General features: G+C 49.1%; 8 protein-coding genes. 3 read left to right on the plus strand and 5 right to left on the minus strand.

The annotated features are described in order from the left end of the window. The first annotated feature begins 149 nt into the window (after positions 1-149). Together ACHZA1_RS01505 and ACHZA1_RS01510 are read left to right on the plus strand one after the other, a co-directional pair. On the plus strand, positions 150-1,373 hold the full coding sequence (locus ACHZA1_RS01505) for an IS256 family transposase (protein ID WP_320052030.1): 1,224 nt from the start codon (positions 150-152) through the stop codon (positions 1,371-1,373). Between the two features lie 605 nt (positions 1,374-1,978). Further along, positions 1,979-3,232: an alpha-amylase family glycosyl hydrolase gene (locus ACHZA1_RS01510; RefSeq protein WP_320053475.1), complete on the plus strand. Its 1,254-nt coding sequence runs from the start codon at positions 1,979-1,981 to the stop codon at positions 3,230-3,232. 105 nt (positions 3,233-3,337) lie between these two features. On the opposite strand, the gene ACHZA1_RS01515 is transcribed toward ACHZA1_RS01510, so the two are convergent. After that, positions 3,338-3,604, minus strand: coding sequence for an acylphosphatase (locus ACHZA1_RS01515; protein ID WP_320053476.1), 267 nt, complete (start codon positions 3,602-3,604; stop codon positions 3,338-3,340). A gap of 124 nt (positions 3,605-3,728) precedes the next feature. On the opposite strand from ACHZA1_RS01515, the gene ACHZA1_RS01520 reads away from it, so the two are divergent. Next, a complete protein-coding gene (locus ACHZA1_RS01520) occupies positions 3,729-6,251 on the plus strand; it encodes an outer membrane beta-barrel family protein (protein ID WP_320053477.1) in 2,523 nt (840 codons plus the stop codon). Positions 6,252-6,809: 558 nt separating this feature from the next. Here the strand turns inward: ACHZA1_RS01520 and ACHZA1_RS01525 are convergent. The 4 genes from ACHZA1_RS01525 to yidC form a co-directional block, all read right to left on the minus strand. Continuing rightward, positions 6,810-9,515: an outer membrane beta-barrel protein gene (locus ACHZA1_RS01525; RefSeq protein ID WP_320053478.1), complete on the minus strand. Its 2,706-nt coding sequence runs from the start codon at positions 9,513-9,515 to the stop codon at positions 6,810-6,812. 309 nt (positions 9,516-9,824) lie between these two features. Further along, positions 9,825-10,421 (minus strand): TetR/AcrR family transcriptional regulator, encoded by a 597-nt coding sequence (locus tag ACHZA1_RS01530; RefSeq protein ID WP_320053479.1) that lies wholly within the window; start codon positions 10,419-10,421, stop codon positions 9,825-9,827. 216 nt (positions 10,422-10,637) lie between these two features. Further along, positions 10,638-13,703 carry a glycoside hydrolase family 3 N-terminal domain-containing protein gene (locus ACHZA1_RS01535; protein ID WP_320053480.1) on the minus strand — a complete coding sequence of 1,022 codons (3,066 nt, stop codon included), beginning with the start codon at positions 13,701-13,703 and terminating at the stop codon, positions 10,638-10,640. Between the two features lie 135 nt (positions 13,704-13,838). Continuing rightward, on the minus strand, positions 13,839-15,701 hold the full coding sequence (gene yidC / locus ACHZA1_RS01540) for a membrane protein insertase YidC (RefSeq protein ID WP_320053481.1): 1,863 nt from the start codon (positions 15,699-15,701) through the stop codon (positions 13,839-13,841). Positions 15,702-15,711: the final 10 nt, after the last annotated feature.

A 15,711-nucleotide genomic window follows, 5' to 3' on the forward strand; every position in this document is an offset into this window, starting at 1 on the left:
GAGCAGCCTCTTTTTTTTCCATCCCTCTCCGTACGCTCCAGCCTTCGGCCTCTGCTTTTTCGCGTTTGAGATAAGTTTTTGAGGTTTCAGCCCCAGGAGACTGTTCATGCAACTGTGTCTGCAAAATGATAACGATAACTTTGCAGACAATGAAAGAGGAAGAAAAAGTAGCGAGCTTCAGCTACGAGGAATTTGAGAAGGAGGCCATCAAAGGCCTTTACGAGCGCAAGAGCCTAAGCGGCGAGAATGGGGTGTTCGCCCCGCTGCTCAAGCACTTTTTGGAGAAGGCCCTAGCGCTGGAGCTGGAGCAGCACCTGAAGGATTCGGAGGGCAACAAGCGCAACGGCGCTACCACCAAAACGGTTAAGAGCTCGAACGGCGAGTTTGAGCTCAGCCCCCCCAGAGACCGTAACGGATCCTTTACCCCAGAGATCGTGGCCAAGCGGCAGGTGCTGCTGGACGACGAGCTCTGCGAGAAGGTGCTCTCGCTCTACGCCAAGGGGATGAGCTACGCCGACATTCGGAAGCTGCTGATGGAGGTTTACGGGCTTTCGCTCTCGCCCGCCCAGATGAGCGAGCTCACCGATCGGCTCATCCCCGAGCTGCAGGAGTGGCAGCAGCGCCCGCTGAGCCCGCTCTACGCGATAGTCTGGTTCGATGCCATCCACTTCAAGTGCCGCGAGGGCGGTGCAGTGCAGGGCAAGGCGCTCTACAACGTCTACGCGGTCAGCCAGGAGGGCTTTCGGGAGCTGCTGGGCATCTACATTGCCGGGAGCGAGTCGGCCCGCTTCTGGCTGGAGGTGCTGCAGGATCTGCGCCTTCGGGGCGTGGAGGACATCCTGATCGCCTGCACGGATAACCTCAAGGGCTTCAGCGAGGCCATCAGCAGCACCTTTCCCGAGACGGTCATCCAGAGCTGCATCGTCCACCAGGTGCGCAGCACGCTCAAGTACGTGGTTAAAAAAGACTACAAGGCCATCACCGCCGACATGCGGGCCATCTACGGCAGCCCCACGCTGGAGGCGGGCGAGGCGGAGCTCGAGCGCTTCGCCGAGCGCTGGGGGACGAAGTACCCCACCGCCGTCAAGAGCTGGCGGGAAAACTGGTACAAGCTGAGCTCCTTCTTCGACTTCGGCAGGGAGATCCGCCGGCTCATGTACACCACCAACCCCATCGAGGGCATCCACCGGCGCATGCGGAAGGTGACCAAGACCAAGGGGTGCTTCTCCTCCGACATGGCCATCAAGAAGCTGATATACCTCGTTATTCGGGATATCAACTCGAGCCCAAAGCGGGAAGTTGCGGGGTGGAAGCTCATCTACGGGCAGCTTTGCATTAAATTTGCCGAGCGGATGGCCAAGTTTGGAGCATGAAGAACACCCGCGAAGGAAGGCCAGGCCTCCTAGCGGGGCAAGGGTATACAAGTGGCTCCGTTCCTCCGCCACCCTTGCCCCGCTAGCAGCCCTAACCTAAAAGGCAGGCGTAATTCCTGCTTCCGAAAAAATAGGGTAGACACAGTTCCGTGAATAATCCTAGCCCCAGCTCTTCTGCTACTGGGATGAGCTCTGGGGCAACTTGGCTGAGCTCTATTGCTACTGCAGCCAGCTCTAGAGCTACTGCGACCAGCTCTAGAGCCACTGCGGCCAGTTCTAACGTTACTGCGATCAGCTCTAGAACTACTGCGACGAGCTCTGAGGCTACTGCGGCCAGCTCTGGAACTACTGCGACCAGCTCTAGTCCTACTGCGCCGAGTTCTGGAGCTACTGCAGCTGGTAACGAACAGGCTATCCTTTGCCTAGCAGAACCTAAACCTCCATTGATTCGATCGCACAGGCCACCACCACCTCAAATGCTGAGTTCTCCCAATAGCAAACGATAACCAACGCCTAACGCATCTTACCCCCCTCCCCCTTGAATACACAACCTCTTCTGCGCTATATTTGAGGCAGCAAAAAAGTGCCCTAAAAGCAAGTACCCCGTGAAACACCCCGATTGGACAAAGAGCGCAACCATCTACGAGCTCAACGTACGGCAGCTTACCCCCGAAGGAACCTTTAGAGCCGCCCAAGAGCACCTCCCCCGCCTAAAAGCGCTGGGGATTAAGATCATTTGGCTGATGCCGATTTACCCTATCGGGGAAGATGAACGGAAGGGCACGCTCGGCAGCTACTACTCCATTAAGAACTACAAGGCCGTCAACCCCGAGTTTGGCAGCTTCGACGACTTCAAGGCTTTTGTTGACGATGCCCACCAAAAGGGGCTAAAGGTGATCGTCGACTGGGTGGCCAACCACACCTCGCGCGATGCCGCATGGATAGCGGAGCATCCCGACTGGTACAAGTGGGATAACAACGGGAAGATCGTAGCCCCCTACGACTGGTCGGACGTTGCCCAGCTCGACACCCACAACCGCCAGATGTGGGCAGAGATGGCCAGCTGCATGAAGTACTGGCTCACCGAGGCCAACATCGATGGCTTCCGCTGCGATATGGCCAGCCTGCTGCCCGTCGAATTCTGGGAGTATATCCGCCAGGAGCTCGACCCAGTACGCCACGTGTTTATGCTCGCCGAGAGCGAAGATCCTCACCTGCACCGCAGCGCCTTCGACGCCACCTACTGCTGGGACATCCACCACATCATGAACGGCCTTGCGCAGGGTAAGAATACCGTCGAAGATCTAGACCGATGCTTCAAGAAGCAGCACACCCTCTTCGGCCCCCACGACATGAGGCTCGTTTTTACCTCGAACCACGATGAGAACAGCTGGAGCGGCACCGAATTCGAGCGGATGGGGCTTGCCGCAAAGCAGATGGCCGTCCTTTCCTTCCTAGTGCCGAGCATCCCCCTAATATACAACGGGCAGGAGGTGGCCCTAAGCCATCGCCTTAAGTTTTTCGATAAGGATTGCATCGAGTGGAACGTGAACCGCGACTTCGAGGAGCTATACAGGAAGCTAGCTGCGCTAAAGAAGAGGTACGAGGCTCTTTGGAATGGCGAGCTGGGAGGCGCCTTCAGCTACCACTTCGATAGCAGCAGCAAAATTTTTACCATAGAACGCGAGAAGTACAGCAGCACCGTTGTTGGCATATTCAACTTCAGCTCGAGCACCGCCTGCACCGCTACACCGCCATACCCTACAACCGATTACATGAAGGGCACCGATTACGGAGCATCTAAAGGGATAAGCCTGCTACCTTGGCAGTACATCGTGCTGGTTAACAGCATCCGCTAAGCGGGTAAAGATAGAATACCCGACTCTCCCAACATCAGCTCACGCCCCCCCTAGAGCGCTGCATCTGCAACCGCGCATTGAGCCTTACGCTGCCTTTGCGCTAGGCTACCTCACCCCAAAGTGGGTGTAGCCAACCACGGGTTGCGAGTGCACCTCTACCCTATCAACCAGCGCGCGGGCAGGCCCAATGCGGCAGTAGTCGATAAGCGTTTCCACGGAAACGTCGTCACCCTCAGCCTCCACCTCCAGCTTTCCATTGGGAAGATTCCTTACATACCCATACACGCCCAGTTCCTGGGCCTTTCGATCAACATAATACCGAAATCCAACACCTTGAACCCGACCGCTTACAACAATGCGCTTACTTACCATCTGCTTGCTTTAACTATTACGATTAACAAAGCCTTAACAAAAATAGGATAAGCAAACGCAATTCTGCAAGAAAAGGAGTGTCTAAGAAGGCAGTTATCTCACATGTAAATCAAAAAATCGACCAATGAGTTTAAACAAATTCAGGATTTTCATGCTTGCATCACTCCTCGGGCTGGCCGCGGCTGCCACAGCGCAGCAGCGCTCGGGCGGAGGGACGGGTGCAGGCCACAACGGGAATCCCTCTGGATCGCTTAAGTTCTCGAAGCTGACGGGAACGGTGATCGACAAATCGACAAGCAAGCCAGTAGAGTACGCCAATATCACCATCCTTCGGGCAAAAGATAGCACGTTTGTAACGGGAGGCATCTCCGACAACGCCGGAAGGTTTGCCATCGATAGAGTTCCCTACGGTCTATACACGGTAAAGGTTAAGTTCATCGGCTACGCCACTTCCGTAATCAAAAATGTTAAAGCCATGCAACCAAATACCGAAGTTGGTAAGGTTGACATAACCCCAGCCACCAAAAACCTTGCAGAGGTAACCGTTACAGGACGCAAGAGCGAGGTGCAGAACAACCTCGACAAGAAGGTTTTCAACATCGACAAGAGCATGTACGGCACCGGAGGAACGGCGCTGGACATCATGCAGTCGCTCCCTGCGGTTGCCGTAGACTTCGACGGCAACGTGTCGATGCGCGGATCAAACGTTACCATTCTGATTGACGGGAGACCCTCTAACCTCGTCAGCCTCGATCAGATGCCCGCCCACCTCATCGAGAGGGTGGAGATCATCAGCAATCCTTCGGCCAAGTACGACCCCGAGGGCATGTCGGGCATCATCAACATCATCCTAAAGAAGAATGTGCAGCGCGGCCTTAACGGAATGGTGAACCTAAACGCTGGCTACAACAACAAGTGGATGGGATCGGCAACCCTCAACTACCGAAAGAATAAGCTCAACTACTTTGTGAACTACACCCTGCGCTCGTTCGATGGCGAAAGCTACCAGGATATGTGGTCGAACAACACTTTCGGCAGCGCCAACACGCTGCTGCAGCGCAATACAACCACCAATAATAAGATGAGGATGCAGAACATTCAGGCGGGGGTCGACTTCTACCTGAACGATAAGAATACGCTGAACACCTCATTTACGCTCGAGCCCAGAAACATGAAGTCGAACGAGAATGCTACCGGTTCCACCAGCATCGACAATGTGAAGATGTACGACTACCAGCGCCAAACCTGGAATAAGAGAACCAACAATAACGGTTTTGAGTACGACCTAGCCTACAAGCATACCTTTGCCCGCGAAGGCGAGGAGCTGACGGCCGAGTTCAACATAGATAGGGGCAACGACAAGCTGGAGCAGACCTCCATCGAGCAAAACGCCAAAACTCCGGCCAATATCAACCCAAAACCGCTGACACCCTACACCGATCAGCTTACCAGCAGCACCAACGATAATACGAGAACCATGCTTCGTACCGACTATGTGCTTCCGCTGGCCGAGAAGGGGCGCATTGAGGTGGGCTACATGCTCTCGAACAACGACAGCAAGTCGACCTACGACCTGTCCAAGGCCTACGCCGCCAACACCGCCCCTGTTCTTCAGTCCCAGTACACCAACGACTTCGACTACCGTCAAACTGTCAACGCGGTGTATGCCAACTATGGCATCAGCGTGGGCAAGTTTAAGGCGCAGGCAGGGATACGCGCCGAGAATGCCGATACCCATGGCGAGCAGCAGACCGAAAAGAAGTCGTTCAGCAAGAACTTCTTCGATTTCTTCCCCTCTGCATTCGTGAAGTACACCCCCAACGACAACAACGAGTTCGGCATCAACTACAGCCGCCGCACCAACCGTCCAAGGATGTGGTCGCTGAACCCTTTCGTGAACCGCGCCGATACGCTGAATACCTCGCAGGGTAATCCCGACCTCAATCCCGAGTACATCAACTCATTTGAGGTAGGCTATACCCGCCTGTTCAACAAGAATTCTCTTACTTTAACTACGTTCTACCGAAAAACTACCGGGATTGTAGCAAGTATCCGCCAACAAATAGACGCGCTCCGCTCCTATACCACCTTCGTAAACCTAAACAGCGGCGAATCGTATGGCGCCGAGGCTTCGGCCAACATCAACCTGTTCAAATGGTGGAATACCAACTGCAGCTACAGCTACTTCCACACCAAGCTCACCGGTAACAGCAGCAGCGTGCTCGACAGTAAGGCCAAGGACTCCGATTCGTGGACACTACGCGCCACGTCGAACTGGTTCCTCAGCAAGCAGCTCAGCTTTCAGGTGATGTACAACTATAAATCGCCCGTGGTGACTACCGGAGCTGGCGGATTCCACGGAATGGGCGGAAGCTCGCAGGGAAAAACCCACGCAAGCTACTACGTAGATATGGGAGCCCGCTACTCCATTCTTAAAGGCAAAGGGGATATCAGCCTAAGGGTTAGCGACGTGTTCAATACCAACAAGTACATCAGCGATGGCTTTGGAAACGGCTTCACCTCGTACACCAAGAACTGGAGGGAGACGCCCAACGTCTTTATGGGCTTCACCTACCGTATCAACGACTTCAAGCGCAAGCAGCAGAAACAGCAAGACGCCAACGGCATGGACGAGGAGATAATGTAGCCCCAGCCAACCGAATACCGCCAACGAAAAGCGGGAGATCCAGCAGTGGATCTCCCGCTTTTTGCCTATAATAGCAGGGTGATGGATAAGGAATCAACGGCCTTCTAGGAAGTGTTGCTGCCGATGATGGCCGTAGCGCTATGGCTGGGACTCCTCCCTAGCAGCAAGATGACGGAGGGCGTAAGCATCGGCCACACCGACAGGTCGAAGGGGCGACAGATAAAAAGCAACGGACCCATCTACGCGTAGATGAACCCTATCCATAAAATTTCGTCCCCATCTACACGTAAAAGAGCAGCCGCTTAGCAAAATCCGTGCTCTTTTAAGCGTGGATGAGTAAACTCTTAGCAAATTTCTTACCCTTTTAAGCGTGGATGTGCATAATCTTAGCAAAACCCATGCTCTTTTAAGTGTGAATGGGAGTAATTTTAGCAGCGATCCTGCTCTTTTAGGCGTAGATGAACCATTCTTTTAGAATTTCGCGCCCATCTACGCGTAGATGGGGTACTTCTCATACGATCTGGCCCAGCTATGGAAGTCCACCAAGAGCCGCCGATGCTATCGACCCTTCGCCGCACCGCCGAATCGGTTGAGGTTGTAGCTCAGCGACACCATAAAGAGCTGCGACATGGCCTTATACCGGGCTTCCTCGATGTACGAAGCCGTCACAGTTCTCGAAAAGGGGCGGAACTTATCCAAAATGTCGAAGGCCAGCACCGTCAGCGCCAGCGACCTATCCTTTAGGAACATTTTGGTTAGCGCACCATTCCACAGATACGAGCTTTCGCCGCCCGCATTGCGGCTCCCCTGCTTGCGCGAGGCCTCGATGGTAGATTTCACCACGAAGCCGGCAGGAAGCCGAACCGTCATATCCCCCCCGAACGAGAGCGTGGAGTAGCGGCTGCTCTCCTTCGTGGCCGAGGCATTGGCTGCAAGCCCATCGTACGAGGCCCAATTGGTGGAGTAGCCGCAATTGGCGCCAACCTCTACCGATTCGAGCGTAAGGTACGCCTTAAGTGTCTCGCCCAGGGTGGTTTGGTTGGCGAAGTACTTCACCTGGTTAAAGAAGCTGGGGGTGTGGTTGTAGCCCGTATTCACGGAGGCCGACAGGTGCAGCATATTGGTGAACATCGACTTGGCGATGGTGGTAAAGTTGCTCACGCTGTACTGGCCATCCACGTTAACGGCCTGCTGGTAGTACTTCCCCAGCTCGTCGCGGTAGCTTTTGCTGGCAATGGCCTCCTGCGTGAAGCTGTAGCCAAGGTTATTGCTAAACGAGAGGAAGGAAACCTTGTTGAAGTAGCTGTAGCTAAGCGAGAACGAATGGCCGAATTCCTCCTTCAGCAGCGGATTGGCCAGGTAGATGCTGTTGGGCGTATTGGGGTTCTGGATCGGGTGCAGCTGCTCCACCCCAGGCTGCCGCGTATTGCCGCTGTAGCTAAAGGAGAGGTCGCTTCCCTCGCCGGAACTTAACGACACGAGCGCCGAGGGCGAGATATTCCTGTACACGACAGACGTATCGAGCCAGGCCACGCCCATCCGGTTGTGGTAGTCCTGGCTGATGATGTTGGCATTGGCCCCAAGGTTGACCACCAGCCAGCCGTTCGAGAAATTCAGGAAAACGCCAGCGGCATTCTTGTACTCCTCGTTCTTGTAGCGCTTCGAGTACATGCCGTTGGCCATGTCGTACCGCTTGGTGGAGGGGTTAAAGTCGAAGGCGGCGTTGGTGCTCCGGTTGCTGGTGGCATTCAGTTGGTAGCTGAGCTCCGCCGTAAGGTATTTGCCCAGAGGGTGCGTATAGGCTAGGTTGGTGCCCAACGACGCCTTCCTGCCGCTGGCATCAACGCTCTGGTTGCGGATGTTGGTCGAGTCCTTCGCCGCGTAGTAGTTTTTCTGAAGGATGAAATCGTCGCTGCTGCTGTTCGACAGCTTCCCGTCAACATCGAGCGAGAGCGTCTTGCGGGGTTTCGCCAGCTTCTTTTGAAGGAGCACGGCCAACCCGTAGGTTTCCGAGCTCGATTTACGGGAGGAGGTCCGCTCCTCCGAGTTAACCAGCGCCCCATTGGTGTCGAACAGGTGCGAACGGCTGCCGTCATGCGAGTCGCCCCCCGACATCTGAACATTCGGGGAGATAATCACCGAAAGCGTAGTATCTGCGGCATACTCAACCCGCGAGTAGAGGCTATGCGAGCGGCTAATCGAATTCCCCTCCGTATGGCTATCGCTATTAAAGGTTCCCCGCGTATCGTAGTTCTGCCGGTTGGCGCTTGCATCCTTATCGGTGCTGCTATACCCAAATCGGTAGCTCCCATTGGCGTGCAGCCTCTCGCTCGGCTCGTAGTTTAGGTTCACCGCAGCGTTGCCAATGGTGACAATGCCCTGCTTCGAGGCGTTCGGGAAAGCCGCGCCGCTCCCCCCGCCATGCCTATTAATGTTGTTGTACCCCCCAAAGGCCACCAGCTGCGTGGCGTTCTCGAAACCGCCGGTTCGCGCCCCCACGTCGTAGGCATCGCGAGTGCCAACGCCCGCCCGGTAGCTGCCAAATACGCCCCGCTTCTTGTCCTTCTTCAGGGTGAGGTTGATCACCTTCTCGGTGTTGCCGTCATCAATTTTGGTGAACTCCGCCTGGTCGCTCTTCTTGTTGACCACCTGTATTTTATCGATGATATCAGCCGGCAGATTCTGGGTAGCCAGCGACGGGTCGTTCAAGAAGAACTTTTTGCCGTCGACCATGATCTGCGTCACTGGCTTTCCGTTGATGGTAACAGCGCCATCCTTGTCCACCGTAACGCCGGGCAGCTTGCGCAGCACATCGGCCACCATATCCTGCTCCCTTGGCTTGTAGGCACCAGCATTAAACTCGATGGTGTCCTTAGCCACCCTAACCGGAGTGCTCTTCCCGGTGATAACCACCTCCCCTAGGGCAATCTGCTTCCGCACCATTCGGATGTTCCCCACGTTATAAAGTCCGCTAGCGCCTCTCGCGTTGATGCGCTTTATAGTAGAGCTGAATGACATTTGAGAAACCTTGACGAGGTAACGTCCAGGAGCTACATTCCGCAGTTCGAACACGCCGTTAACATCGGCAAGCGCCGAGCTAACAATGCTAGAGTCTCTGCTCGAAAGAAGCACAACCGTGGCAAACTCTACAGGGCGCTTTCCCGTAGTATCAGAAACAAAGCCAACAACGCTAAGCCGACTTTGCGAAAAAGAAGATGTTGCAGACAGGAGAATGAAGATTAACAGCCAAAAGAAACGCCGCATTGAATTAAGTTTGGTGCTGCAAGATAGCAAATAGCACCCAAAAACAAGCCCCGAACAGCAACCAAGCACCGCTGCAGCTTGCGATCAGAGCCATGTACGCCATACCAACAACGAAAAGAGCCATCAACAACCTTCCTAAAATAGTTGTTGATGGCTCTTCCTATAATTATTGACCCCTTCTTTTCGTCCCTTTCACGCATGCAGCGTTCCCGCCGCCAATTGTTCGTTTTATTTAAGAACGCTCCACATAGAAAGCTAGCAAGCGTTCTCAACCTAGAATCCTAAAAGCAAAATTGTGTAACAGGCTCGCTATCGTAGGTTATTATTATTGAAAATGCCGTATAGAATAACTCTAATAATCTCTTGTTGCCTTTGCTTTAACGCCTCGTCAGGGTTCATTTCCATAAAGTTGCTCTCAAAGGCCTTCAACGTTACCAAGAGATTGTGAGCCGTTAAGCTCATATTGAGAACCTGGAAAACACTACGACGAATACCTTCGTCGAGGATGCTCAGCACAATTTTAATCTCTTCCTTATCAAATTCCCGACGAATTTGATCAAAATGAGCCTTCTCCTTAAAAAAACAAGTCTTCAAAGCTTTGTGCGCATACACCAAATTCCGAATAATCTCCATACGCTTGATGATGTACATCCTAAGTTTCTCATGAGGATCGAGTACATTCGAGAAATAATTCTGTAACTCGGCAGACATCTTAGTAGACTCAACCTTTATTACCTCGTTATAAATCTCATCTTTAGACTTAAAGTAGGTGTATATTGTGCGTCGCCCTCTATTACAAGCAAGCGCAATATCATTAATTGTGGCATTATAGTAGCCCATTTCCCCGAAAACATTACGGGAAACATCTACAATGGTCTCGCGTGTCTTACTGAATTTTGCTGTCATGACTTAAAGGATTAGCCCCTAATTAAAGGTCGTGCAATATAATAGTTGTTTTTAATTATACAAAACAATGGTTATAAAATGCTTCATTTTTAACTTTGAAAATGAAGCATTTTAAACTACAAAGAGTACAGAGCCTTAAAATAAAAGCACAACATCTCAATCACGACGAAAAAGAACAACTTGTTTCTTTTCAAAGGAGTAATCAATAAAACAGCCTTAGTCTTTATGCTTAGTGGAGGATTTATCGTCAATCATATGCAGAAACTTTGTTAATATATCGGTTCGGGTATTCAACTCGCTAAGTTTACTCCCCTGCGAAGACGGATAAACCCTATTTGACAAGAAAATATACACAAATTTTCGGGTAGGATCAGCCCATACCATTGTACCCGTATAGCCTGTATGACCGAAAGATAGCCGCAAGGCTTCCTTCCCTACTGGACTTTCCTTTTTGCTATCGGGTTCAGGCTTATCAAACCCCAATGCACGTCGGTTGTTTGAGAACTGAGGTGTGTTAAACAAGTTAAAGGTAGAATCGCTAAAGTACCGATCCCCTCCATACACTCCTTTGTTAAGGTAAAGTTGCATTAGCTTCGCCAAATCTATCGCATTAGAGAATACACCGGCATGCCCAGCAACTCCTCCCATAAGAGCAGCACCTGGATCATGAACGAATCCGCGCAACAACTGATTTCTAAACGTATAGTCAACCTCTGTTGGTACAATGTTCGCCAGGCTTACTTTGTCAGTAGGATTATACATGGTTGAATTCATCCCCAGTTTCCTAAAGAACAAGCTATCCACAACCCTATCTAGCGATTTGTGGTAGCAATTTTCTATGATTCGCTGAAAGTAGTAAAAGCCAAGATCAGAATAATGGTATTCGCCTCTACCGCTAACTCTCGAACCTGTAATATCCACCAAAATACTATCCTTTATCGATTTCGAGACATAGATAGATGACGCCACTTGAAGCTGGTGCTTTTCGGAATACTCCGTTCCAAAAAGGGCATTATCCAAGTAGTAGCTTCGATTTTGATACTTCCCGTCTTCGGTCTTGAACGGATAGTCATCAGAAATTGTAGCACTATACAGTGGCTTACCTTTAAATACCGAACGCAAGTACTTAGGGTACATCGATATTCCAGAAGAAAGTCCTGACTGGTGGACAAGTATCTCCCTGCAAGTAATATCAAACTTATTGGTGTTTTTAAGTTCTGGAAGATAGTCACCTATTTTACGATCTACATCCAAGAACTTGTTGTCAGAAAGTTTCATAAGAACAGGCAGAGTCGCGCTTACCTTGGTTACCGATGCTATATCGTACATATCGGTTGTAGAAACTGTATCATCACCATTATAAGTCTTCGATCCAAATGCTTTATAATAAAAGATCACCCCATCCTTCATTGCCAAGACCTGACAACCAGGAATTGTCTGAATACTAATTGCCTTATTCACCAACTCTTCAACATCAGCAAAGCTCGTCCTGTTAATACCGAACTCTTCAGGCGTTCCCATCCGGATACGAATAACAGAATCGAGTTGAATTCCCCTTCCTTGTTTGAATTCAGGGTTAATAGAAACAGGAAGAAATCCCGTAGCCTTTCGTCCACCAAAGAGCACTTCGGCCATGCACTTTTCGCTTTGCACCGATGATTCATACCCAACAGTAATAGAATAAAAGTTATCCAAATTTGGGAAAAGACCTATTCCGTAAGGGCTTCCAAAGTAATTTAAAATACATTTCTTTTCGGTGGCTAATCGGCCAATAAATGCAGCACAAACGCTATCTACTCCATAGTTTTTCTCGGCACGAGCATCGGTATCATGATACCCAACTATAACTAGATTATACGGTTTTAAAACGTTACCTAGACTATCGAATGCTACTTGACCTGCATTTCTCTGTATATCGAATTGGCGAATCTTACAATACTGTGCCATCGTGTTCGTGAAAGTATTCTCCATATCTTCCCCAACATTCAAAACTGCAATACTTAACGTATCTAGACGCATAAGCGGAAGAATGTCATCCTTATTAGAGATAACCGTCATTGCACTCGCCACCATGCTTTCTCGTAACCCTTCGGCATTAGTACTGTTCAAATCTTTTACCAGGTTGTTATTTACATCAATTGGGTAATAACCTGTTAATCCAAGATCGAACTTTACACCAAGCACTCGCCTTACCTTCTCGTCTACCTCCTTCTCGTCAATACGCCCCCAGAAAATCTCCCATTCAATTTTACGAATGGAGGCAGGAACATCTTCTGGGAAAAGTAAGATATCGTTCCCCGCTCTTAGAGCATCAGAACAAACCTTCTCGGGCGATCGCGAAGCTGATATTCCCTTCATATTTAGCGCATCGGAGAACACTAAACCTTTAAAGCCAATCTCCTTTTTCAATAAATCGGTAACAACCTTTCGCGATATGCTTGTTGGATTGTCAAGGTTAGGCTCTAATGCAGGAACTGAAAGATGCCCTACCATTATTCCCTGAACACCAGCATTCACCAATTTCCTAAATGGATAAAGTTCTATAGAATCTAGCCGCTGACGGCTAAGCCCCAAAAATGGAAGTGCACGATGCGAGTCAACCTCTGTCTCTCCATGACCAGGGAAGTGTTTTGCACAAGCAATTAGGCCATGATCCTGCATACCTCGCATGTAGGCAATTCCCTTTTGACTGACCAAATCGCGGTTTTCGCCAAAAGAACGAACATTTATAATTGGATTTAGCGGATTGCTATTAATATCAACAGAAGGCGCAAAGTTTACATTTACACGAAGTAGCTTACACTCACGAGCAACCTCTTTCCCCATTTCATATATAAGGCTATCATTCTTAAATGCTCCTAAAAGCATTTGTCGAGAAAACCCCCTAATACTGTCAAGTCGCATCGAGAGCCCCCATTCGCCATCAATACCAACCATAAGTGGTATCTTAGAGAGGTTTTGGTATCTGTTGGTAAGTTTAGCTTGGGCTACAGGACCACCACGCATAAAGATTACACCTCCTATTCCATAATTCTTTATAAGAGATTCAACCTCCTCCACATTCTGCAAATCCTTTCTAGAAAATGCAGCAACCATCATCAGCTGCCCGATCTTTTGCCGAGTGGTTAACTGTGAAAATACAGAATCAACCCACTGTTCCCTAGTACTAACACTTTGCTTATACTTAATCTTTGCACCAGCAGGCTCTATTTCAACAAAAAAAGCAAAAACGATTGTGGAAATTAGCAGAAATGAGCAAGTGCGAAAAAAAAACCTATCCATCAAAAACAAACATTTAACTCAAAAGCAGGTAGACTTAAGACGTATCCTTAACTGCCAGACAAAGCTAGTATTTTATAATCCAATACACGAAAAAGGCCACCCGAAGGTGGCCTTTCATATACAGACATTAACTATCTATTTTTTTTTTTGTTGTTTAGCCATCTCTTCCAACTTTTGTTGGAAACGTGACTTCTTAACAGGCTTTTTACTAGCCTCCTTTAATTTAGCATGCACAGCCGCATCATCAACCGTTTGACGAATAAAGTAGGTTTGACCTAACGTGATAAGGTTAGACAACAAGTAGTAGTAACTCAAACCAGCCGCATAGTTGTTAAACCAAAGTAGCATCATCACAGGCATCATGTACAACGTCATAAACTTCATACCTGGCATCTGCTGGTTAGTATCTGCCATCTGAGCCGTATTAATCTTAGATGTTAGGTATAACGACACAGCCATTAGAAGCGTAAACAAACTAATATGCCCACCATACATTGGTATATCGAAAGGCAGATTAACAATTGAATCAAACGACGAAAGGTCATCAGCCCAAAGAAAACTTTTCTGACGAAGTTCAAACGATGCAGGAAAGAACTTGAACATTGCAAAAAGAATTGGCATCTGTAAAAGCATTGGTAAGCACCCCCCCATGGGATTAACGCCAGTTTTACGGTAGAGCGCCATAACCTCTTGCTGCTTCTTCATTGCATCTTCCTTCTTAGGGTACTTCGCATTAATCTGATCCACATCTGGCTTAAGCACCCTCATCTTCGCCATCGACAAGTAAGACTTGTAGGTAAGCGGAAATAGAACGAGTTTAATTAAAACGGTAAGGATAAGGATGATTATACCAAAACTGGCAATATGCGATTCCAACATGTCGAATACAGGAATAACTACCCAACGGTTAATCCAACGTATAATCCAAGAACCAAGAGGCACAACCGTCTCAAAGCCCATATCATACTTTCTAAGCTCATTGAAAAGGTTTGGCCCAAAGTAGAATGCAAGATCAATACTCTTTGTAGCAGGTGTAAATGGTACTTGAAGAGTTGCCTTAAAGTTCTTCACATAACCAGAATTTGGTTGATGCGTAGTTTGGCTCACATCTCCAGAGGTAAAACTATTTTTTGCGACAAGAATAGAAGAGAAGAATTGCTGCTTAAAATCAACCCATTGAATCTTGGTTGTTACTTTTTCGCTTCCAGTCTCCTTCATTGCCGAAAGTTCTTCTAAATCTCCCTTTTCACCTGGGAATTTGTAGGCAACATTGGTATAGTTATTCTCGTACTTAAAGCCCTTCTCCTGCTGTGGAGCATCCATAGCCCAGTTAATGTCCAAACTGGTCATGTTTTGTGGCAACTTACCTTCCAAACCAACAAAGTTGACCTTATAGTCAACCATGTAGCTCCCCTTCTTAAGGGTGTACACATACTCAATGTAACTCGAAGCATCGGTATACAAACGGAAAACTGCGCTTTTCACAGAATCTTTTGCAGATAAAACACCGTTCTTACCAACGTTTACAGGCTGAAAGTAAAATTTCGAAGTTGAAATACTCTGTCCAATAAACAGGTTAATATCAAATTGACTCTTTTCAGGAGTAAATAGAACCAACTTATCGCCATTGTAACGCTTATATTTTAGAGCCTCCACCGAAGCAATTCTACCTCCCTTATTCGAAAACACAACCTTTATTCGGTCGTTTTGAAGGGTGTAAAACTCCTCTGTTCCTTTAATAGCGCTAGCCATAGAAGCACCCATTGCTTCAGAAATGGATGCGACTTCGAGACTATCTTTAGCCTTTTCTTGCTTAAGCTGCTCCTGAACAACAGATGCCTCATTTTTCGACGTATCCTTTGGCATTTTTGCCTTAGCAATCGAATCAACAACTGCCTGTTCCTTTTGATACTTCGACATTTGTCGGTTATTGTAGTAGCTGAATCCGATTAGGATTACACCTACTAATACCAAACCGATAATACTTTTTTTATCCATTTAAATAAAT

Origin of the sequence: uncultured Acetobacteroides sp., from assembly GCF_963667355.2 — a bacterium.
In the GTDB taxonomy this organism is placed as follows: domain Bacteria; phylum Bacteroidota; class Bacteroidia; order Bacteroidales; family ZOR0009; genus Acetobacteroides.

Coding starts and splice junctions, on each gene's coding strand:
- ACHZA1_RS01530 (WP_320053479.1), bottom strand. CDS start 10,421: ATGACAGCAAAATTCAGTAAGACACGCGAGACCATTGTAGATGTTTCC.
- ACHZA1_RS01525 (WP_320053478.1), bottom strand. CDS start 9,515: ATGCGGCGTTTCTTTTGGCTGTTAATCTTCATTCTCCTGTCTGCAACA.
- ACHZA1_RS01515 (WP_320053476.1), bottom strand. CDS start 3,604: ATGGTAAGTAAGCGCATTGTTGTAAGCGGTCGGGTTCAAGGTGTTGGA.
- yidC (WP_320053481.1), bottom strand. CDS start 15,701: ATGGATAAAAAAAGTATTATCGGTTTGGTATTAGTAGGTGTAATCCTA.
- ACHZA1_RS01535 (WP_320053480.1), bottom strand. CDS start 13,703: ATGGATAGGTTTTTTTTTCGCACTTGCTCATTTCTGCTAATTTCCACA.
- ACHZA1_RS01505 (WP_320052030.1), top strand. CDS start 150: ATGAAAGAGGAAGAAAAAGTAGCGAGCTTCAGCTACGAGGAATTTGAG.
- ACHZA1_RS01520 (WP_320053477.1), top strand. CDS start 3,729: ATGAGTTTAAACAAATTCAGGATTTTCATGCTTGCATCACTCCTCGGG.